We start from the raw sequence: 18889 nt of genomic DNA on the forward strand, positions 1-18889 counted from the left end.
TTTTTTGTGGGCGCGATTCAGGTCTTGGTCAACCGGTAAACCCGCTCGAACTTCCAGCTTTCGCCTTGAAGGTCCTGTTCTTCGAGCCTGTCCAACGCCCAATGCCCACCCAGCAACACGCGCACCTCCTCATCGCTGACCGCAAAGGGTGGCCCGGACTTCCGGGCCTGGTCGTAATCGAGCGTAACCAGCAGCCCCTTGCAACCTTGGCCAAGCAAGGCATTGAGGTGCTCGGTGTATTTGACTCGCATCAACGGCGGCAGCGCGATCAACGCTGCGCGGTCATACAGCGCGCTGCAATCAGCGACTGTCTGTGCGTCGAGGGCGAAGAAATCGCCACACCACACTTCGATCCGGCTCGTCTGGTACACCTTGAAGGCGCCCCGTTGGCTGACCTTCGGCGCCAGCCGCTGCTCGTTGAAAAACGTCTCAACCGCCTGCTCGGCCAGTTCCACCCCCATCACGTGGTAGCCCTGGCTGGCCAGCCATACCAGATCCAGGCTTTTGCCGCACAACGGCACCAGCACCTTGGCCCCGCCCGCCAACCCCAGTTGCGGCCAATGCCGCTGCAGATAAGGGTTGACCTCGGGCAAATGAAAGCCAATCCGGTTGCTTGCCCAACGCTCCTGCCAAAACTCAGGTTCCATGCATCACCTCGAAAATTCGATCAAAAGGCACTAAAACTTATATTAGATTGTGATTGGTGATCTGACTGAAGATGGGCCTATGTTAACGCCCAGGATCCTTCGTATGCTCCCCAGCCTGTTTATTTCCCACGGTTCGCCCATGCTCGCCCTGCAACCCGGCGCCAGCGGCCCGGCGTTGCAACGCCTGGCGGCCGAGCTGCCCCGCCCAAAGGCGATTGTGGTGGTATCGGCGCATTGGGAAAGCCACGAATTACTGGTCAGCGGCAGCGCCGCCCCGCAAACCTGGCACGACTTCGGCGGCTTTCCCCGCGAGTTGTTTGCCGTGCAGTATCCGGCGCCGGGCGCTCCACGGCTGGCCGCTGACATCGTCGGGCTGCTGCATGCCGATGGCTTAGGCGCGCACATCGATGAGCGCCGCCCCTTCGACCACGGCACCTGGGTGCCACTGTCGCTGATGTACCCGGCGGCGGATATCCCGGTGGTGCAAGTCTCCTTGCCCAGCCGCATGGGCCCGGCCCTGCAAACCCGGGTCGGGAATGCGCTCGCCGGCCTGCGTGAGCAAGATGTGTTGTTGATCGGCTCCGGCAGCATCACCCATAACCTGGGTGAACTGGACTGGCGTGCGGGGCCTGAGACCATCACGCCATGGGCACTGGAGTTCCGCGACTGGGTTGTCGACAAGCTGGCGGCCAATGATGAAACCGCGTTGCACGATTATCGTCGACAGGCCCCTCACGCCGTGCGCAGCCATCCCAGCGATGAACATTTGTTGCCGTTGTACTTCGCGCGGGGTGCGGGCGCAGATTTCAGCGTGGCGCACCAGGGCTTCACACTGGGCGCCCTTGGCATGGACATCTATCGTTTTGGCTGACGCAGATCCAACTGCGGGAGGGTGCAGGTCATAAGTTCCAGGCATAAAAAATCCCCGAACCAGTCGGGGATTTTTATGTGCGATCAATCAGCCCAGGGGCGGATTAATCTTCGCGGTAGCGACGCAGCTTCAACTGCTTACCGGCAACGCGAGTGTCTTTCAGCTTGGCCAGCAGTTTTTCCAGGCCGTCTTCCGGCAGCTCCACCAGGGAGAAGCTGTCACGGACCTGGATGCGACCGATGGCTTCACGTGCCAGGCCACCCTCGTTGAGGATAGCGCCCAGCAGGTTCTTGGCAGCGATACCGTCACGCGCGCCCAGCGCGGTACGGCAACGGGCACGACCTTCGGCCAATGGAACCGGAGCACGACGCTCGCGATCGCCACGGTCCGGACGGTCACCGGTACGCTCTGGACGATCACCGCGTGGCGCGTTGTTCGGTACCAGTGGGCGTTCTTTCTCGATGGCTGCCAGGGTCAGGGCCTGACCGTTGGTGGCTTTACGCAGCAGGGCTGCCGCCAGGGCACGCGGGGTGCAACCGATATCGGCGGTCAGGCGGTCCAGCAGGTCGCCGTGGGTCGATTCAGCGTCAGCCACCAGCGGCGACAGGCTGTTGGTCAGTTTCTTGATGCGGGCATCGAGAACGGCCTGGGCATCCGGCAGGCGGACTTCGGCGACTTTCTGACCGGTTACACGCTCGATCACCTGCAGCATGCGGCGCTCACGTGGAGTCACCAGCAACAGTGCACGACCTTCGCGACCGGCACGGCCAGTACGGCCGATACGGTGAACGTAGGATTCCGGATCGTAAGGCATGTCAACGTTGAACACGTGGGTGATACGTGGAACGTCGAGACCACGGGCGGCAACGTCGGTCGCCACAACGATGTCCAGGCGGCCATCCTTGAGGGAGTCGATGACGCGCTCGCGTTGGTTCTGGGCGATGTCGCCGTTCAGCGCAGCGGCCTTGTAGCCTTTGGCTTCCAGGGCGCTGGCCAGGTCCAGGGTCGCTTGCTTGGTGCGCACGAACATGATCAGGGCGTCGAAGTCTTCGACTTCCAGCAGGCTCAGTACAGCCGAGGTCTTCTGGTCAGCGTGAACCAACAGGTGAGCCTGTTCGATCGCGGTAACGGTCTGGGTCTTGGTCTGGATCTTCACGTGTTGCGGATCGCGCAGGTGGCGTTCGGCAATCGCGCGGATCGACTGCGGCAGGGTAGCCGAGAACAATACGGTCTGACGGGTCGGTGGCAGCGCCTTGAAGATGACTTCCAGGTCATCCATGAAGCCCAGTTTCAACATTTCGTCGGCTTCGTCGAGAACCAGGTGGTTCACGGTCGACAGGACTTTCTCGTCACGACGCAGGTGGTCGCACAGACGGCCCGGGGTGGCGACAACGATCTGTGCGCCGTTACGGATGGCTTTCAGTTGTGGGCCCATGGGCGCGCCGCCGTAAACGGCCACAACGGTTACACCTGGCATTTGCTTGGCGTAGGTTTCGAAAGCGGTTGCTACTTGCAGCGCCAACTCACGGGTTGGCGCCAGGATCAGGGCTTGCGGCTCGCGCTTGGCAGGATCGATGCAATGCAGAATAGGCAAGGCGAACGCGGCGGTTTTACCGGTACCGGTTTGCGCCTGGCCAATCATGTCCTGGCCGGCCATGATGATCGGGATCGATTGCTGCTGAATAGCCGAAGGTTCTTCGTAGCCAGTCGCGATGACAGCGGCGAGAATGTTCGGATTGAGATTAAAAGCGGCGAAGCCGCCGGTTTCCTGGGTCATGGGTCTGCCTCTAAGTGCATCCGCAAAGACCCATGCTCCAAAGCTGCGCATGCCGTGTTGAGACTCAAGAGTCGCCCTGGCTGCTTTGTCGGCGGGGATTTGCGAAAACGAATGAATGAAAAAGATTCGTCAAGGAAGAGTCCGCTGTGCGGACGTGCAGCCGAAGCTGACTTCGGGGAATTGCGCTACCTAAACGCGGCCCGGTTAAAGGCCGGCGCGCACTATACCGGAAATAGCTGAAAAAGGGAGCTTTTTTTATCGCAAAGCACTGAGAAACCAAGCTGTGTCACAGCCTTTGCAGATAAGCGCGCCAGGGTCTATTTTCAAAAGCCCGGCCCTGTTGGTCATCACGCTTAAACGGTTCACCTGTCCAGGCCAGCCCTTTGGTCTGAAACCTTACCCGCGCCCGAGGGCACACCCGATGAATCAAGCCAGTACCAGCCGCGTCAGCCGTGAACTCCAGGGTCATGTCCTGCTGTTGGGGCTGGATCGAGTGGCCAAGCGAAATGCTTTCGACCTGGATCTGCTCAACGAACTGAGCATGGCCTATGGCGATTTTGATCGAAACGATGATGCGCGAGTTGCCGTGGTGTTTGCCCATGGCGACCACTTCACCGCCGGGCTCGACCTGGCCAATGTCAGCGGCGTAATGGCCGCAGGCTGGCAACCGCCCCTGGGCGGCTGCGATCCCTGGGGCGTGTTCGCAGGCCCCAGGGTCAATAAGCCGGTCATCGTTGCCGTCCACGGCTACTGCCTGACCATCGGCATCGAACTGATGCTGGCGGCGGATATCAACCTTTGCGCAAGCAACACTCGCTTCGCGCAGATGGAAGTGCAGCGTGGAATCTTTCCGTTCGGCGGCGCGACGTTACGCTTTCATCAGATCGCCGGCTGGGGCAACGCGATGCGCTGGTTACTGACCGGCGACGAGTTCGACGCCCATGAAGCCCTGCGTCTGGGCCTGGTGCAGGAAGTGATGGCCAGCGAAGACCTGCTGCCCCGCGCCATCGAACTGGCCAATCGCATCGCACGCCAGGCGCCGCTTGGGGTGCAGGCGACGCTGATGTCGGCGCGATTGGCACACAGGGAAGGTGAGACCGTGGCGGCGGCCGCATTGCCGCCGATGGTGGATAAACTGCTCAACAGCGAGGATGCCAAGGAAGGCGTGCGGGCGATGATCGAGAAGCGGCCGGGGGTGTTCAAAGGGATTTGAGTTGGCAGTACCGGCCTCATCGGGGACAAGCCCCCTCCCACATTCGACCGCATTCCAAAGGATGTACGCGTACAAATGTGGGAGGGGGCTTGCCCCCGATAGCGCCGGTACAGACGACTAAGTAGCCGGCCGAATCGCCTTGATCAACGCCTGCAACGAATACCCCAATCGCGGCGCCAGCGCTTCAGCCCGTTCGCAAAGCGCATCCAGATCCAGCGCCTGATCCAACTCCGAAGGCACCAGCAGAATCACGTTGCCCTCCTTCACCGGCAGTTCCCAGTAATGCCGGTGATACAACCCGCGCAACAACGCCGCGCCCAGTGGCTTGCCATCGTCGGTGGCCCACTGGTTAATCACCAGCCAGCCGCCGGGGTTGAGCTTCTTCTGGCAGTTCTCGAGGAACGTCCAGGCCAGGTGGCCGACGCCGGGCCCCACATCGGTGTACAGGTCGACGAAGATCAGGTCCGCAGGCTCAGCGCTTTCGAGCAATTGCAAGGCATCGCCGATGCGGATATACAGGCGAGGATCATCGTCCAGCCCCAGATACTCCATCGCCAGGCGCGGTACGTCGGGGCGCAGCTCAATGGCTTCAACATCGTCAAGCGCCAGGAACCTGAGGCAGGCCTGGGTCAGCGTCCCGGCGCCCAGGCCGAGGAATAACGCACTCTCCGGCTGCTCGTGGCACAACGCGCCGATCAACATCGCGCGGGTGTAGTCGTACTCCAGCCAACTCGGGTCGGCGGTGAACACGCAGCTTTGCTCAATGGCATCGCCAAATTCGAGAAAACGGTAATCGGCCACTTCCAGCACACGGATCATGCCGAAATCATCATGGACTTCGGCCAGCAGGCGCTCGACACGCTCCTCGCTCATCACTACTCCTAACGGGTTTGCTGCAGGACAAAGTGCGCGATTGTCAGCCAAGCGACGCCAGCAGGTCACGCACTAATTGCTGCTAACATTGACGTCCGAACCTCAACCTAACTAACGAGTTCATGATGAGCCAACCCTGGAGCCACGACAGCTGGCGTGCCCTGCCGATCCAGCAACAACCCCTTTACCCGAATGCTGCGCACCTGCTGCAAGTGGAGCAGAGCCTGGCCAGTTACCCGCCGCTGGTATTTGCCGGGGAAGCCCGCGAATTGCGTCGTCAGTTTGCCGAAGTGACCCAGGGTCGCGCCTTCCTGCTGCAAGGCGGTGACTGCGCCGAGAGCTTTGCCGAGTTCTCCGCCGCGAAAATCCGCGACACCTTCAAGGTGCTGCTGCAGATGGCAATTGTGATGACCTTCGCCGCCGGCTGCCCGGTGGTCAAGGTCGGACGCATGGCCGGCCAGTTCGCCAAGCCGCGCTCGTCCAACGATGAAACCATCGACGGCATCACCCTGCCCGCCTACCGCGGCGATATCGTCAATGGCATCGGCTTCGACGAAAAGAGCCGCGTACCGGACCCGGACCGCCTGTTGCAGAGCTACCACCAGTCCACCGCCACCCTCAACCTGCTGCGGGCCTTTGCCCAGGGCGGCTTCGCCGACCTGCACCAGGTGCACAAGTGGAACCTGGACTTTATCGCCAACTCCGCGTTGGCCGAGAAGTACAGCCAACTGGCCGACCGCATCGACGAAACCCTGGCCTTCATGCGCGCCTGCGGCATGGACGATTCGCCGCAACTGCGCGAGACCAGCTTCTTCACCGCGCACGAAGCGTTGCTGCTCAACTATGAAGAAGCCTTCGTGCGGCGCGACAGCCTGACCAACGACTACTACGCCTGCTCGGCCCATATGCTCTGGATTGGCGACCGTACCCGTCAGTTGGACGGCGCCCATGTCGAGTTCCTGCGCGGGGTGAACAACCCGATCGGGGTCAAGGTCGGCCCAAGCATGAACCCGGACGACCTGATCCGTCTGGTCGATATTCTCAATCCGGACAACGACCCTGGCCGCTTGAACCTGATCGCACGCATGGGCGCCAACAAGGTTGGCGACCACCTGCCCGGGCTGATTCGCGCCGTGCAGCGCGAAGGCAAGCAGGTACTGTGGAGCTCCGATCCGATGCATGGCAATACCATCAAGGCCAGCAGCGGTTACAAGACCCGCGACTTTGCGCAGATCCTTGGCGAAGTGAAGGAGTTCTTCCAGGTGCACCAGGCTGAAGGCAGCTATGCCGGCGGCATTCATATCGAGATGACCGGGCAGAACGTCACTGAATGCATCGGCGGCGCACGGCCGATCACCGAGGACGGCTTGTCGGACCGCTATCACACCCACTGCGACCCGCGGATGAACGCCGACCAGTCGCTGGAACTGGCGTTTCTGATTGCCGAAACCTTGAAACAGGTCAAGCGTTAGGTTCCAGGTTGTTGTCGACTGGACTGGCGCCAATCGGGGGCAAGCCCCCTCCAGGGACCGCGCTCAAAAGGTGGGAGGGGGCTTGCCCCCGATGGCGCCCTAAATCCCAGCATCCATCCTGAGCAGTGCCACGCGTAACCGCGCGGCACTCGGCCGCTGGCAATTGAGCTTGATCTGTTGCAGCCCCAGCCAATCGGCCATCTGCCGCAGGTTCAGCGCCAACGCCAACATGCCCGGCTCATCCAGGCCCTGCTCTTGCTCGTGCACCGCATGTACCGCCAGGCAATTGCTGGCCCGTTCGGCACGTAAATCAACGCGCGCTGCGATCCGCTCGTTGTGCAAAAACGGCAGCACGTAGTAGCCGTACACCCGCTTGTGTTGTGGGGTGTAGATTTCCAGGCGGTAACGGAAATCGAACAGGCGCTCGGTACGGGCACGCTCCCAGATCAACGAATCAAAGGGCGACAGCAAGGCGCTGGCCGGCACGCTGCGTGGCACTTTCGGCTCGGGCAGGCAATACGCCGATTGCTTCCAGCCCTGCACCTGGCAATTCAGCAATTGCCCCTCCTCGACCAGCTCGGCCAGGCGCTGGCGACTGTCGACAGGATCGAGGCGGAAGTAATCGCGCAGGTCTTTTTCAGTGGCCACGCCCAATGCGCTGGCGCTGTGCAGCAACAAGCCGCGCAGGGCGTCGGCTTCGCTCACGAAGGTTTGCAGGATTTCACCGGGGATCACCCGCTCCGGCAAATCGTACAGGCGTTCAAACCCGCGCCGCCCCGCCACGGTCACCAGGCCTGCCGCGAACAGCCATTCCAGCGCATGTTTCTCGTCACTCCAATCCCACCAGGGCCCGGCGCGCTCCTCGCGGGTCGACAAGCTGCCCGCGCCCAATGCGCCCCGCTGTTCGACAGCCTCCAGAACGCGCTGGACAACGTCTTGCCGCTCACGTCCGAACCGCGCCATTTGCGCGTAGATCCCCTGCCCCTGTCTGGCCCGTTCCATGCGCCAGCGCATCAAGGGATACATCGTCATGGGCAGCAACGAGGCCTCATGTCCCCAGTATTCGAACAACGCACGCCGCCGCCCCTGGCTCCAGGCGGCCTGTTCGAGCATCGAGGGAGAATAATTGCCCAGTCGAGAAAACAGCGGCAGGTAATGGGAACGCACCAGCGCATTGACCGAGTCGATCTGCAGCACACCGAGGCGTTCGATCAGGCGATTGAGGTGTGCGGCTTTTATCTGCGCCGGCGGCTGGCGCCCGGAGAACCCCTGGGCCGACAGCGCCATGCGGCGTGCCTGCTTGAGGGAAAAGGAGAGGATGGCGGGCATGGATAGCTCCTTGAATGCTCGCACCTACCCTACTGCATCCCCGGTCACTTGCGCAGTGGGTCTTCCCAGAAATGCCGATGGATTTCCTGCTCCACGTCGACACGGTTGAGCCCGATATCCTTGAGCGCATCATCACTCATGCCTGCCAGCATCCGGCGTTCGCGATGCAACGCCTGCCAGCGCGAAAAGGTATGCAAAAGCCCGAAAAATTGCGACCTTGCCATCAACCCATGATCTTTATGACCTTTCATCTTCTCGCCCTCCAGTGGGGATGACGCGAGTGTGTGCCTGAGCCTATGATCAATCCAACGAATGTTTCTTATGCAATACATCTCGGAGATTGATCAATTGTCGACTTACCCGAGCATCGACACAGAAGTGCTGCGCACTTTCGTCGCCATCGCCGATCAGGGCGGCTTTACCCGCGCCGGGGAGCTGGTCAACCGCACCCAATCGGCGGTGAGCATGCAGATCAAACGACTGGAAGAGGACGTGCTGCAGCGCAAGTTGTTCGAACGCGACGGCCGTCAGGTGCGGCTGACACCCGAAGGCCAGGTGTTGCTGGGGTATGCGCGGCGCATCCTGAAACTGCACAGCGAGGTGTTCAACACCCTGCGCGAGCCGCATATGGTGGGGTTGGTGCGCATCGGCACGCCGGACGATTACGTGATGCGCTTCCTGCCGGGCATTCTCAAGCAGTTCTCCAAGGCCTACCCGCTGATCCAGATCGAGCTGCACTGCGAGTCGTCAACGGTGCTGATGCAGCGACGGGACCTGGCATTGACCGTCATCAGCCGCGAACCCGGCAATGATCTCGGTGAATTCCTGCGCACGGAACGCATGGTGTGGGCCGCCGCGCCGTGTTTTTGCGTGGACGAACACGAGGCCCTGCCGCTGGCGGTTTCCGGCGGCGACTGCCTCTACACGCAGTGGGCTCAGGCAGCGCTGGATACGGCTGGACGGGATTATCGCCTGGCCTATCACAGCTCCAATGGCGCGGCGATCCTGGCGGTGGTAAGCGCCGGCCTGGCGGCGATGGTCAGCATGGAAAGCCTGGTGTCCCAGGACCTGCGCGTGCTCGGCAGCGACGAAGGCTTCCCGCCGTTGCCGTCGATGAACCTGCGCCTGCTGCGCAACCCGCAAATGACGTCGCCCATTACCGAATGCCTGGCCGAATACATTCTCGAAGGATTCAGACTTTAAACGTCAGCATCACCGCGCACACCGCCAGAAAACCGCAGAACAGGCCACGCAACACCCGCTCGGGCAGTGCATGGGCAACCTTCACGCCCCAACTGATACTGAGCAGGCCGCCCACCGCCAAAGGCACGCCAATCAGCCAGTCCACTTCGTGATGCCAGGCGTAAGTGACCAGGGTCACGCCGGTGCTGGGCAGCGCCAGCGCGAGGGACAAGCCTTGGGCGACCACCTGGCTGGTGCCGAATACACTGGTAAGCACCGGTGTGGCGACCACCGCGCCGCCGACACCAAACAGTCCGCCCATGGCGCCTGACGCTGCGCCAAGTACTCCCAGCCACGGCCAGGAATAGCGCATTTGCGCAGTCGGCGGTGCGTTGCGGGTAAACATGCGCACCAGATTGTAGGCCGCCAGGACCACCAAAAAGACGATAAACCCGATCCGCATCGCGCCGGCGTCCAGGCCGACCGCCCAGATCGAACCCAGCCAGGCGAAGCTGAAGCCCATCACGCCTAATGGCAAAGCATGGCGCAGCTCAATGCGGTTGCGCTGGTGATACCGCCACAGGGCCAGCATCACGTTGGGCACCACCATCACCAACGCGGTGCCTTGGGCGATCTGCTGATCGAGTCCGAACAGCACACCCAGCACGGGGATGGCGATCAGCCCGCCGCCAATGCCAAACAAGCCGCCCACTGTGCCAAGGGCCGCGCCCAATACCAGGTACATCGCTAAATCCAACACCGTTCGCTACTCCATAAATCCTGAGTCCTGCATGCTACGCAGTCGGCTATGGCACGGAAACGCACAGCAACGCACAATGGCTGTGCCAAACTCGCACAAGCATGGACCCATGAATCCCAATACATTGACCGATCAATTGAGTCTGTTTCTCGATGTGCTGGAAAGCGGCAGCTTTTCCGCCGCTGCGCGCCGGCATCCTTTGACCCCCTCGGCAGTGGCGCGGCGTATCGACAGTCTGGAAAACTCGATCGGCAGCCGCCTGTTCCAGCGCAGTACCCATGCGGTGGTCCCCACTCCGGCCGGCCTGGCCTTTGCCGAGCGGGCGCGACGGATCGTCGGTGAGTTGCAGCTGGCGCGCGCCGAAGCCGTGTCCCTGAGCCATGCGCCGGAAGGCCTGATCCGCGTGGATGCACCGGCGGCGTTCGGGCGACGGCACCTGGCGCCCGTGATTGCAGATTTCCTGCAGGTGTACCCAGGGCTGGATGTGCACCTGCATCTGATCGACAGCTTTGTCGATATGCAGGGCGCGCACCTGGGCAAGGTCGACCTGGTGCTGCGCGCCGGGCATATTGCCGACACCCGGCTGATCGCCACGCCGCTCGCCAGTATCGTGCGCATTGCCTGCGCCAGCCCGGCTTACCTGAAAAGCCGAGGTACGCCAACGCACCCGCGCCAGTTGAGCGAACACGACGGCCTGGACTGGGACGGGCTCGCGCCGATGTTCGCCTGGCGCTTCGAACTGGACGGGCGCCGCGCCATCTATCGCCCGCGTCGTATCCGCATGAGTGCCAACAACGCCGAAGCCCTGCTCTCGGGCGCCCTGGCTGGGCTGGGTATCGCACACCTGCCCACGTGGCTCGCCAGCGAATACCTGGTGCGCGGTGAACTCTTGCCACTGTTTTGTGAAAGCGGCTTGCCCAGCCCGGAAACCACCGGCATCTACGCGCTACGCCTGGAACAGCAGCCCAATGCACGCAGCCGGTTGCTGCTGGAATACCTGAAGTCCCGTTTCAGCCCGGTTCCACCTTGGGATCTGGCACTGCAAAGCGGTCTGGCCTGACCGTCGGGGCAGAATTATCTGGCGCATTAAAGATTCGGCCGCTAGATTCCATTCATACAGGCTTTTAGAGGCACCGCCATGAGCAAAAATCCTACTCCCTGCGAATCCTTGATGCTGGATAACCAGCTGTGTTTCGCCTTGCATTCCACCTCGCTGTTGATGACCAAGGTCTACAAACCGCTGCTTCAGGCCCTCGGCCTGACCTATCCGCAGTACCTGGCCATGATGGTGCTGTGGGAAGAAGACGGTTTGACCGTGGGTGAAATCAGCAATCGCCTGCTCACCGATCCCGGCTCCCTGACGCCCCTGCTCAAGCGCCTCGAAGCCGAAGGCCTGTTGAGCCGCACCCGCAGCCGCGAAGATGAGCGCGTGGTGGTGGTGGAATTGACCGCTGCCGGGCGCGCGCTGCAGGACAAGGCCATGGGCATTCCACAGTGCATCCTGGGCGCCAGCGGGTTGGAGCTGGAGCAGTTACGCAAGCTGCAGGCGGATCTGATTGCCCTGCGCAGCAACCTGCAGAGCGCAATCTAAAGAAGCAAAATACTGAACCTGTGGGAGGGGACAAATCCTGTAGGAGCGAGCTTGCTCGCGAAAAACGTCAACGATAACGCGTGCTTTTTGAATGAACGCGGTGTCTGTGAGTTTTTCGCGAGCAAGCTCGCTCCTACAGACGGAGGTGTACCCTTAACTGACTGGCATTAAGATTTGCCCCCTCCCACCTTGTTTTCCCGTCGCCTGAAAAATATTTGTGAATTTATCTTGCGCGCAAAATATTAGCGCTATACATTTACTTCACCAACTAACTAGCGCACAAACATTTGGCGCTATAAGCCAGAGGACGACACCATGCAAACGCTCTATACCGCAGTAGCCACCGCCACCGGCGGCCGTGATGGTCGCGCCGTCTCCAGCGACAACATCCTCGACGTCAAACTCTCCACCCCCAAGGAATTGGGCGGCGCTGGCGGTCAGGCCACCAACCCTGAACAGCTGTTCGCGGCCGGCTACTCGGCCTGCTTTATCGGCGCGCTGAAATTCGTCGCCGGCCAGACCAAACGCAAAATCCCGGATGACGCTTCGATCACCGCCCACGTTGGCATCGGCCAGATCCCCGGCGGTTTCGGTCTGGACATCGACCTGCACATCAGCCTGCCAGGCCTGGCCCAGGACGATGCGCAAAGTCTGGTCGACGCCGCTCATCAGGTCTGCCCTTACTCCAACGCCACGCGCGGCAACGTTGATGTGCGTCTGCACGTAACCGTTTAACCACCACGGCCCTGATCGGAGAAGAACATGAACCCATTTGCCAAAGCACTCACCGGCAGCCTGCTCGCCCTGTCCATCAGCACAGCCTTCGCCGCCAGCGGTGATGTGGAGCACAGCACCCAGGGGTTCCTGGATGCACTGAACGCCGGCACCGGCAAGCCGATGGAGCAATTGACGCCCCAGCAAGCCCGCGCGGTGCTGACCGGTGCCCAGGCCGGCGTGAAGTTGAGCCTGCCCAGGGCGGATGTGAGCCAGAAGACCATTCAGGTCGACGGCCAGCCGCTGGACCTGACCATTGTGCGTCCGGCCGGGGTCAAGGGGACGTTGCCGGTGTTCATGTTCTTCCACGGCGGCGGGTGGGTGCTGGGCGACTACCCGACCCATGAACGCCTGGTGCGCGACCTGGTGGTGGGTTCGGGGGCCGTGGCGGTCTTCGTCAACTACACGCCATCGCCGGAAGCGCATTACCCGGTGGCGATCAACCAGGCGTACGGCGCGACAAAGTGGGTGGCCGAGCACGGCAAGGAAATCAACGTCGATGGCAAGCGCCTGGCAGTCGCGGGCAACAGCGTCGGCGGCAACATGGCCGCGGTGGTCAGCCTGATGGCCAAGGACAAGGGCACGCCGGCGATCAGGTTCCAACTGCTGCTGTGGCCGGTGACCGACGCCAACTTCGACACGGGTTCCTACAACCAGTACGCCGAAGGGCACTTCCTCACCAGGAACATGATGAAATGGTTCTGGGACAATTACACCACCGACGCCAACCAGCGCGCCGAGATCTACGCCTCGCCACTGCGGGCCACCACCGATCAACTCAAGGGGTTGCCCCCTGCGATGGTGCAAACCGCCGGTGCCGACGTACTGCGTGACGAGGGTGAAGCCTACGCCCGCAAGCTGGATCAGGCCGGCGTGCCGGTGACTGCCGTACGCTACAACGGCATGATCCACGACTACGGTTTGCTCAACGTGGTCAGCCAGGTGCCCGCTGTACGTTCCGCCTTGCTGCAAGCGTCGGATGAACTCAAGCAACACCTGAAGTAATACCGCACGCACAAAAAAGCCCGACGCATGGTCGGGCTTTTCAGTTTGTATCGGGGCGCAGCAATTACTTCTTGGCGCGACCTTTGTACGAACCACCTTCGCGGGTGTCGATCTCGATCAGGTCGTCGATTTCGATGAAATCGGCCACTTGCAGTTCGGTACCGTTGCTCAGCTTGGCAGGCTTCATCACCTTGCCGGAAGTGTCACCGCGAGCGGAACCTTCGGTGTAGGCAACTTTACGCACGATGGTGGTCGGCAGCTCTACGGAAACCAGGCGCTCTTCGAAGAAGATCGCTTCGCAGACGTCTTCCATGCCTTCTTCGATGAACGGCAGAACGGCTTCGATATCTTCAGCGTTCAGCTCGTACATGGTGTAGTCGGTGGTGTCCATGAACGTGTAGGTGTCGCCGCTGATGAAGGACAGGGTCGCTTCCTTGCGGTCGAGGATCACGTCGTCCAGTTTGTCATCGGCGCTGTAGACGATCTCGGTCTTGTAACCGGTCAGCAGGTTCTTCAGCTTGGTCTTCATGATGGCGCTGTTACGACCGGACTTGGTGAACTCGGCTTTCTGAACCAGCCAAGGGTCGTTTTCGAGACGGATCACTGTACCGGGTTTCAGTTCTTTACCAGTTTTCATTGCATATATCCGAAATTTGGATGGGATTTACAAAAATCAAGGTGGCGTATCATATCCAACTTTCATAAAACTGTACCAGCGCCGTCGCAAGATCGGCCTGCAAGGCCTGTTCCAGACACCAGTTCTGCGCATGCCCGTTGAGTTCCGGCCAGTGCGCCTGCAGCATTTTCCACGGTCGGGCCATATCGCCCTCGGTGTTCCAGGCCTGCCAGAACGCAACCACCGCCTCCTTGGCCGTCGGCGACAAGGCGGCGGTGTACAGTTCAAGAAAGGCATCGAGCTTGTCCAGGTGGATGTCTTCATCCTGACGATAGATGTGCCACAGCAGCGGGCGCCCGGCCCACTGGGCGCGCACGAATGAGTCCTCGCCACGCACGGCATTCAGCTCGCAGCACCACAGCAACTGGTCGTATTGCCCCTGGCGCACGAACGGCAGCACTTGCACGGTCAAGGCGCCACGCTGATGAACAGCCCCCGCCGTCAGCCCCTCCTCGCCCAGCCAGCGTTGCACATCGCCCAGAATCCGCCCTTCCGGCACCAACAGATGAGTGGCACGCCCGTCTGTCGACAACACGTCCAGCCAGCCGCCCAGCCCGGCGTTTTCGTAGGCGAACAGCGAGATCAGCCGCGCATCGGCTACTGGAAACACGCCCAAGGTTTGCAGGAATTGTCGCTGCGCATTGGCATCCTCTTGAAAAGCCTGACGCTGCTGCAGCAAGCCTGCCTCACGCAACAACCCGCCAGTGCCCGGGCGAAAACCAGGAAAGAAGAAGTACTTCTGCACGCCCTTGAACTTCACCGACGGCAGGCGGTGACAGCCCACCACCCAGTCCTCGGCACTGAGGTAATCCAGGTTCATCCACAACGGCGTGCGCTCACGCGCGGCCATGGCTTGCATGTAGTCAGCCGGCAGTTGGCACGCGAACGCTGCAACCACCACATCGGCCGCAGCCGTTGCCGGCCATTCGCACGGCCAGTGGCGTACATCGACGCCTTCTTGCCACTGCTGCTCCAGGCTGACATCGATCTGCGGGCACATGCGCTCAAAAGCGCGCAGGTCATCGACCCACAAGCGCACGCCACAGCCGTGTTCCGCCACCAATTGCCGGGCCAGTCGCCAGGTCACGCCAATGTCGCCGTAGTTATCGACGACGCTGCAAAAAATATCCCAGCGCGCTTTCATTCCGGGCTCCAGTGCTCAAAGGCTCGATTGTCCGCATAAATGCGCCGATGCAGAAGGCTTGATCGCGATTATTCTGCGCAGCGGCTGTGCGACAATCGCCAACTTGCCGTCAATGCCCGCCAGGAGGCCACCATGTCTGACCGTCCGATGTCGCTGTTCAAGCTTTGCATCGCCATTGCCGCAGGCCTGTGGCTGGGGTTTATCGCCATCGCGCTGACCACCTGGCTGGCCTCGCGCTACCTGTTCCCGCAGAGCCTGGCACCGGTGGCCCAGGCGGTTCAACAATTGGGCACACCGCCCAGCGTTGCACCGGAGCCGCCCAACCGGATGTTCGAGCAGTACCAGCAAAACCTGCAAAAGCAGGAACAGCAACAAGCCCTGGAGCAGGCGCGAAACAATGCGCGCAACCTGTCCAACCCCAAATGCCAGTTCTGGCTGCAACAAGACCAGAACGCCCCGAACGAAAAGAGCCGGGCAAATGTCCTGCAATTCTGCGAATGATCAAGCACAGCCATGAATAAACACGCCGTCCTTCAATTGATTCTGGAAAAGCTGAGAGTCGACCTCGATGTCCTCCAACGCGCCGCGCAGACTGCTTACGAGACGGCGACCCACGAAGAAAACATCGCCGAGAACAAATACGACACCCTCGGCCTGGAGGCTTCGTACCTGGCGACCGGACAAGCCAGGCGAGTCGAGGAAATCAGGCAATCGCTGGTGCTGTGCCAGAATCTGCAACTGCGTGCCTACGATGATCAGCGCGGGATAGAACTCGGCACCCTGGTCGGCCTGGAAGACGAAGACGGTCGCCAGCAGTGGCTGTTCCTGGCGCCGGATGCGGCGGGGTTGAAGGTGGATGTGGTCGGGCAACCGGTAACCGTCATCACCCCGCGCTCGCCGTTGGGCAAGAGCCTGCTGGGCAAGTGTATCGATGATGAGGTGGAGATTCTGGTGGCGGGCACTCGGCAACATTTCACCGTGACCGAGGCCCGCTGAGCCACTTTAGTGAACCGGCAGTTCAACCCCGGCGAACAATTCTTCCAGTTCCTGCTTGTTGTGGCACTGGATCGCCTTGGCCATCACTTCGCGGGTCAGGTGCGGTGCGAATTTTTCGATGAAATCGCACATGAAACCGCGCAGGAACGTGCCACGCCGGAACCCGATCTTGGTCACGCTGGATTCGAACAGCTCGCTGGCATCGAGCACCACCAGGTCTTTATCGAGGCTGGCGTCGACCGCCATCTTGGCGACGATGCCCACGCCCAGGCCCAGGCGCACGTAAGTCTTGATCACGTCGGCGTCGGCTGCGGTGAACACCACTTTGGGCGTAAGGCCGCGGTGGCTGAAGGCTTCGTCGAGCTTGGAACGGCCGGTGAAACCAAACACGTAGGTCACGATCGGGTATTCGGCCAAGGCTTCCAGGGTCAGCTTAGGCAACTTGGCCAGCGGGTGCCCCTGCGGCACCACCACGCAACGGTTCCAGCGGTAGCACGGCATCATGACCAGGTCACCGAACAGCTCCAGGGCTTCGGTGGCGATAGCGAAATCGACGGTGCCATCAGCGGCCATTTCGGCGATCTGCATCGGCGAGCCCTGGTGCATGTGCAACGCCACGTCAGGGTATTGCTTGATGAAATCGCGGATCACCGGCGGCAAGGCATAGCGTGCCTGGGTGTGGGTGGTAGCGATCGACAGGGTGCCCTTCTTCTCGTTGGAAAATTCCTGGGCGATCTGCTTGATGCTCTCGACCTTGCGCAGGATCTCGCCGGCCGTGGTGATGATGCGCTCGCCCGCCGGAGTGACGCGGGTCAGGTGCTTGCCGCTGCGCGCGAAGACTTCGACGCCCAGCTCGTCTTCGAGCAGGCGGATCTGCTTGCTGATACCGGGTTGCGACGTGTAGAGGCTTTGAGCGGTAGCGGAAACGTTGAGGTCGTGGTGCGCCACTTCCCAGATGTAGCGCAGTTGTTGAAGCTTCATATCAATCCCTCAAAGCAGATAGACGCCACGGGTATCAGCGACGGTATATAACTATATTAAAGGTAAGACGTATAAATCTAGAACTTTTTATCATTCCTCACCGATCAGTATCGTCACTGCGCCGACGTTGCAGCGACGGCACCAGGTAAACCGGCACGCTCGCCACCTGCACCAGGCGCGCAGCGGTACGCCCAAGCGGTGTGGCCGCTGCGCTTGCATGGCTATGGCTGCCTACGATCAACAGGTCGACGGAGAGTTTATGCAGTTGGTCGAGAATCACCTCGCAAGGGTCCCCCTGGATCACCCGCACCGAACGAATCAACTCCAGGTCCTGCTCGCCTTCCCCCAGCTCCTCGCGAAAGCTGTCGAGCACCCGCTGCTCAATCGTCGCCATGACCGTGGTCAACCCATGGCGCTGCCATTCGCTGAGTGCCTTTTCATCAAGGTAGCTCTGCAATACCGATTCAGCGAACAGTCCAATGGGCTCCACCACATGAATCACATACAAATCCGCCTTGAACGTTCGCGCCAACGCCAGGGCATGTTGCATGACATAGGGTGCATACAGGCCAAGATCCGTGGCGTACAGCATCGAACGAATCATAGAACCCCCTGGGTTGCCAGGCTGGCGGAGATCAAATGAGCTTAGCAGCGCCTTGAGGAGTTCGGCTCAGCTCTCACTCTGGATGTTCAACTCGTTACTGATGCCATGGGGCACATGACCGGTGGCCACCACCTCCCTGGCCCTCTCACAATGGCCGGCCTGATCATCGAAGAATACATCGGCGGCGAAGGCTTCCAGGAACGCGGATTTATCCAGGCCACCCAGGAACAGCGACTCGTCCAGGCGGATATCCCATTCGCGCAAGGTGCGAATGACCCGCTCGTGGGACGGCGCCGAGCGCGCGGTGACCAGTGCCGTTCGAATCGGGCACGCCTCGTCGGCGAACTCGCGCTGCAACAGGTTGAGCGCCGCCAGGAAGCCCTTGAACGGGCCACCGTGCAAGGGCTGGCGCGCCGACTCTCGTTCGCTGGCCTGGAACGCTTCCAGGCCGCCAGCCTGGTAGACGCGCTCGGACTCGTCGGAGAACAGCACCGCATCGCCGTCGAAGGCGATCCGCAACTCCTCGCTCGATGCCCGGCGCGCGCCGCCCGACAGGATCGTCGCCGCGGCAAAACCGGCGTCGAGCGCACTGCGCACATCGTCTGCATGGGTCGACAGGAACAGATGGCAACCAAAGGCGGCCAGGTACGGATAGGGACTACGCCCGCCAACGAAAGCGGCGCGGGAAATGTCCAGGCCGTAATGCTGGATCGAGTTGAACACCCGCAGGCCGGTATCGGCACTGTTGCGCGACACCAGCACCACCTCGACACGGGCGCGCCCGAGACTGGCATTGAGGCTCAGCAGTTTCTTGACCAGCGGGAAGGCATCGCCGGGTTCAAGGATTTCCTCCTCGTGCTCGATCTGGTATTGGCGATACGGCTCCACCCCTTCGGCAAGGTAGACCTTGTGGCTCTCGCTCAAATCGAACAAGGCCCGCGATGAAATCGCCAGCACCAGTTTGTCGCTCAACCCCTTCACCATGTACTTGCCC

Annotated in this window: 21 protein-coding genes; 10 read left to right on the forward strand and 11 right to left on the reverse strand. The window is 61.2% G+C overall.

What is annotated here, in order from left to right; translation table 11 throughout:
* Positions 1-17: 17 nt before the first annotated feature.
* A complete protein-coding gene (locus TU82_RS08915; RefSeq protein WP_057722788.1) occupies positions 18-647 on the reverse strand; it encodes a thiopurine S-methyltransferase in 630 nt (209 codons plus the stop codon).
* A 103-nt stretch (positions 648-750) separates the two neighbouring features.
* Here TU82_RS08915 and TU82_RS08920 point away from each other — a divergent pair, with 103 nt between their 5' ends.
* Positions 751-1518: a DODA-type extradiol aromatic ring-opening family dioxygenase gene (locus TU82_RS08920; protein WP_057722790.1), complete on the forward strand. Its 768-nt coding sequence runs from the start codon at positions 751-753 to the stop codon at positions 1516-1518.
* Between the two features lie 103 nt (positions 1519-1621).
* Here the strand turns inward: TU82_RS08920 and TU82_RS08925 are convergent, their stop codons facing one another.
* Positions 1622-3295: a DEAD/DEAH box helicase gene (locus tag TU82_RS08925; protein ID WP_017136163.1), complete on the reverse strand. Its 1674-nt coding sequence runs from the start codon at positions 3293-3295 to the stop codon at positions 1622-1624.
* A gap of 421 nt (positions 3296-3716) precedes the next feature.
* On the opposite strand from TU82_RS08925, the gene TU82_RS08930 reads away from it, so the two are divergent.
* Complete coding sequence (locus TU82_RS08930; RefSeq protein WP_057722792.1) at positions 3717-4508, forward strand: crotonase/enoyl-CoA hydratase family protein; 792 nt, start codon at positions 3717-3719, stop codon at positions 4506-4508.
* A gap of 117 nt (positions 4509-4625) precedes the next feature.
* Here the strand turns inward: TU82_RS08930 and TU82_RS08935 are convergent, their stop codons facing one another.
* Positions 4626-5381 carry a spermidine synthase gene (locus tag TU82_RS08935; protein WP_057722794.1) on the reverse strand — a complete coding sequence of 252 codons (756 nt, stop codon included), beginning with the start codon at positions 5379-5381 and terminating at the stop codon, positions 4626-4628.
* A gap of 125 nt (positions 5382-5506) precedes the next feature.
* Between TU82_RS08935 and TU82_RS08940 the strand changes: the two genes are divergently transcribed.
* Positions 5507-6853, forward strand: coding sequence for a class II 3-deoxy-7-phosphoheptulonate synthase (locus TU82_RS08940; RefSeq protein ID WP_057722796.1), 1347 nt, complete (start codon positions 5507-5509; stop codon positions 6851-6853).
* Between the two features lie 99 nt (positions 6854-6952).
* On the opposite strand, the gene TU82_RS08945 is transcribed toward TU82_RS08940, so the two are convergent.
* Both TU82_RS08945 and TU82_RS08950 read right to left on the reverse strand, forming a co-directional pair.
* On the reverse strand, positions 6953-8182 hold the full coding sequence (locus tag TU82_RS08945; RefSeq protein WP_057722798.1) for a winged helix-turn-helix domain-containing protein: 1230 nt from the start codon (positions 8180-8182) through the stop codon (positions 6953-6955).
* Between the two features lie 44 nt (positions 8183-8226).
* Positions 8227-8433 carry a DUF1127 domain-containing protein gene (locus tag TU82_RS08950; protein ID WP_057722800.1) on the reverse strand — a complete coding sequence of 69 codons (207 nt, stop codon included), beginning with the start codon at positions 8431-8433 and terminating at the stop codon, positions 8227-8229.
* A 70-nt stretch (positions 8434-8503) separates the two neighbouring features.
* Between TU82_RS08950 and TU82_RS08955 the strand changes: the two genes are divergently transcribed.
* Entirely contained in the window at positions 8504-9385 is an 882-nt protein-coding gene (locus tag TU82_RS08955) for a LysR family transcriptional regulator (RefSeq protein ID WP_057722802.1), read from the forward strand.
* Here the strand turns inward: TU82_RS08955 and TU82_RS08960 are convergent.
* Positions 9375-10124 (reverse strand): sulfite exporter TauE/SafE family protein, encoded by a 750-nt coding sequence (locus TU82_RS08960; protein WP_057722804.1) that lies wholly within the window; start codon positions 10122-10124, stop codon positions 9375-9377. The two genes, TU82_RS08955 and TU82_RS08960, sit on opposite strands and share 11 nt — an antisense overlap.
* 109 nt (positions 10125-10233) lie before the next feature.
* Here TU82_RS08960 and TU82_RS08965 point away from each other — a divergent pair, with 109 nt between their 5' ends.
* From TU82_RS08965 to TU82_RS08980, 4 genes are all read left to right on the forward strand, one after another.
* Positions 10234-11184 (forward strand): LysR family transcriptional regulator, encoded by a 951-nt coding sequence (locus TU82_RS08965; RefSeq protein ID WP_057722806.1) that lies wholly within the window; start codon positions 10234-10236, stop codon positions 11182-11184.
* Positions 11185-11262: 78 nt separating this feature from the next.
* On the forward strand, positions 11263-11715 hold the full coding sequence (locus TU82_RS08970) for a MarR family winged helix-turn-helix transcriptional regulator (RefSeq protein ID WP_057722808.1): 453 nt from the start codon (positions 11263-11265) through the stop codon (positions 11713-11715).
* 315 nt (positions 11716-12030) lie between these two features.
* On the forward strand, positions 12031-12450 hold the full coding sequence (locus tag TU82_RS08975; protein WP_057722809.1) for an organic hydroperoxide resistance protein: 420 nt from the start codon (positions 12031-12033) through the stop codon (positions 12448-12450).
* A gap of 27 nt (positions 12451-12477) precedes the next feature.
* Positions 12478-13494 carry an alpha/beta hydrolase gene (locus tag TU82_RS08980; RefSeq protein WP_057722811.1) on the forward strand — a complete coding sequence of 339 codons (1017 nt, stop codon included), beginning with the start codon at positions 12478-12480 and terminating at the stop codon, positions 13492-13494.
* 64 nt (positions 13495-13558) lie between these two features.
* On the opposite strand, the gene TU82_RS08985 is transcribed toward TU82_RS08980, so the two are convergent.
* Together TU82_RS08985 and earP are read right to left on the reverse strand one after the other, a co-directional pair.
* Complete coding sequence (locus TU82_RS08985; protein WP_003172723.1) at positions 13559-14131, reverse strand: elongation factor P; 573 nt, start codon at positions 14129-14131, stop codon at positions 13559-13561.
* A gap of 49 nt (positions 14132-14180) precedes the next feature.
* Complete coding sequence (earP, locus tag TU82_RS08990) at positions 14181-15314, reverse strand: elongation factor P maturation arginine rhamnosyltransferase EarP (RefSeq protein WP_057722813.1); 1134 nt, start codon at positions 15312-15314, stop codon at positions 14181-14183.
* A 132-nt stretch (positions 15315-15446) separates the two neighbouring features.
* Between earP and TU82_RS08995 the strand changes: the two genes are divergently transcribed.
* Both TU82_RS08995 and TU82_RS09000 read left to right on the forward strand, forming a co-directional pair.
* Positions 15447-15815, forward strand: a complete 369-nt coding sequence (locus TU82_RS08995) for a hypothetical protein (protein WP_057722815.1) — start codon at positions 15447-15449, stop codon at positions 15813-15815.
* 12 nt (positions 15816-15827) lie between these two features.
* Entirely contained in the window at positions 15828-16310 is a 483-nt protein-coding gene (locus TU82_RS09000; RefSeq protein ID WP_057722817.1) for a GreA/GreB family elongation factor, read from the forward strand.
* 6 nt (positions 16311-16316) lie between these two features.
* Here TU82_RS09000 and cysB read toward each other — a convergent pair whose 3' ends face one another.
* From cysB to TU82_RS09015, 3 genes are all read right to left on the reverse strand, one after another.
* Positions 16317-17291: an HTH-type transcriptional regulator CysB gene (gene cysB, locus TU82_RS09005; RefSeq protein ID WP_057722819.1), complete on the reverse strand. Its 975-nt coding sequence runs from the start codon at positions 17289-17291 to the stop codon at positions 16317-16319.
* Positions 17292-17388: 97 nt separating this feature from the next.
* Positions 17389-17895, reverse strand: a complete 507-nt coding sequence (locus tag TU82_RS09010; RefSeq protein ID WP_057722821.1) for a universal stress protein — start codon at positions 17893-17895, stop codon at positions 17389-17391.
* 66 nt (positions 17896-17961) lie between these two features.
* Complete coding sequence (locus tag TU82_RS09015; RefSeq protein WP_057722823.1) at positions 17962-18879, reverse strand: 5'-nucleotidase; 918 nt, start codon at positions 18877-18879, stop codon at positions 17962-17964.
* Between the last annotated feature and the right edge of the window lie 10 nt (positions 18880-18889).

The organism is Pseudomonas orientalis, assembly GCF_001439815.1.
Taxonomy (GTDB): Bacteria; Pseudomonadota; Gammaproteobacteria; order Pseudomonadales; family Pseudomonadaceae; genus Aquipseudomonas; species Aquipseudomonas orientalis.

Bases quoted from the DNA above. Each gene is read 5' to 3' on its own strand.
- TU82_RS08915 (WP_057722788.1), bottom strand. From the start codon at position 647: ATGGAACCTGAGTTTTGGCAGGAGCGTTGGGCAAGCAACCGGATTGGC.
- TU82_RS08920 (WP_057722790.1), top strand. From the start codon at position 751: ATGCTCCCCAGCCTGTTTATTTCCCACGGTTCGCCCATGCTCGCCCTG.
- TU82_RS08925 (WP_017136163.1), bottom strand. From the start codon at position 3,295: ATGACCCAGGAAACCGGCGGCTTCGCCGCTTTTAATCTCAATCCGAAC.
- TU82_RS08930 (WP_057722792.1), top strand. From the start codon at position 3,717: ATGAATCAAGCCAGTACCAGCCGCGTCAGCCGTGAACTCCAGGGTCAT.
- TU82_RS08935 (WP_057722794.1), bottom strand. From the start codon at position 5,381: ATGAGCGAGGAGCGTGTCGAGCGCCTGCTGGCCGAAGTCCATGATGAT.
- TU82_RS08940 (WP_057722796.1), top strand. From the start codon at position 5,507: ATGAGCCAACCCTGGAGCCACGACAGCTGGCGTGCCCTGCCGATCCAG.
- TU82_RS08945 (WP_057722798.1), bottom strand. From the start codon at position 8,182: ATGCCCGCCATCCTCTCCTTTTCCCTCAAGCAGGCACGCCGCATGGCG.
- TU82_RS08950 (WP_057722800.1), bottom strand. From the start codon at position 8,433: ATGAAAGGTCATAAAGATCATGGGTTGATGGCAAGGTCGCAATTTTTC.
- TU82_RS08955 (WP_057722802.1), top strand. From the start codon at position 8,504: ATGCAATACATCTCGGAGATTGATCAATTGTCGACTTACCCGAGCATC.
- TU82_RS08965 (WP_057722806.1), top strand. From the start codon at position 10,234: ATGAATCCCAATACATTGACCGATCAATTGAGTCTGTTTCTCGATGTG.
- TU82_RS08970 (WP_057722808.1), top strand. From the start codon at position 11,263: ATGAGCAAAAATCCTACTCCCTGCGAATCCTTGATGCTGGATAACCAG.
- TU82_RS08975 (WP_057722809.1), top strand. From the start codon at position 12,031: ATGCAAACGCTCTATACCGCAGTAGCCACCGCCACCGGCGGCCGTGAT.
- TU82_RS08980 (WP_057722811.1), top strand. From the start codon at position 12,478: ATGAACCCATTTGCCAAAGCACTCACCGGCAGCCTGCTCGCCCTGTCC.
- TU82_RS08985 (WP_003172723.1), bottom strand. From the start codon at position 14,131: ATGAAAACTGGTAAAGAACTGAAACCCGGTACAGTGATCCGTCTCGAA.
- earP (WP_057722813.1), bottom strand. From the start codon at position 15,314: ATGAAAGCGCGCTGGGATATTTTTTGCAGCGTCGTCGATAACTACGGC.
- TU82_RS08995 (WP_057722815.1), top strand. From the start codon at position 15,447: ATGTCTGACCGTCCGATGTCGCTGTTCAAGCTTTGCATCGCCATTGCC.
- TU82_RS09000 (WP_057722817.1), top strand. From the start codon at position 15,828: ATGAATAAACACGCCGTCCTTCAATTGATTCTGGAAAAGCTGAGAGTC.
- cysB (WP_057722819.1), bottom strand. From the start codon at position 17,291: ATGAAGCTTCAACAACTGCGCTACATCTGGGAAGTGGCGCACCACGAC.
- TU82_RS09010 (WP_057722821.1), bottom strand. From the start codon at position 17,895: ATGATTCGTTCGATGCTGTACGCCACGGATCTTGGCCTGTATGCACCC.
- TU82_RS09015 (WP_057722823.1), bottom strand. From the start codon at position 18,879: ATGGTGAAGGGGTTGAGCGACAAACTGGTGCTGGCGATTTCATCGCGG.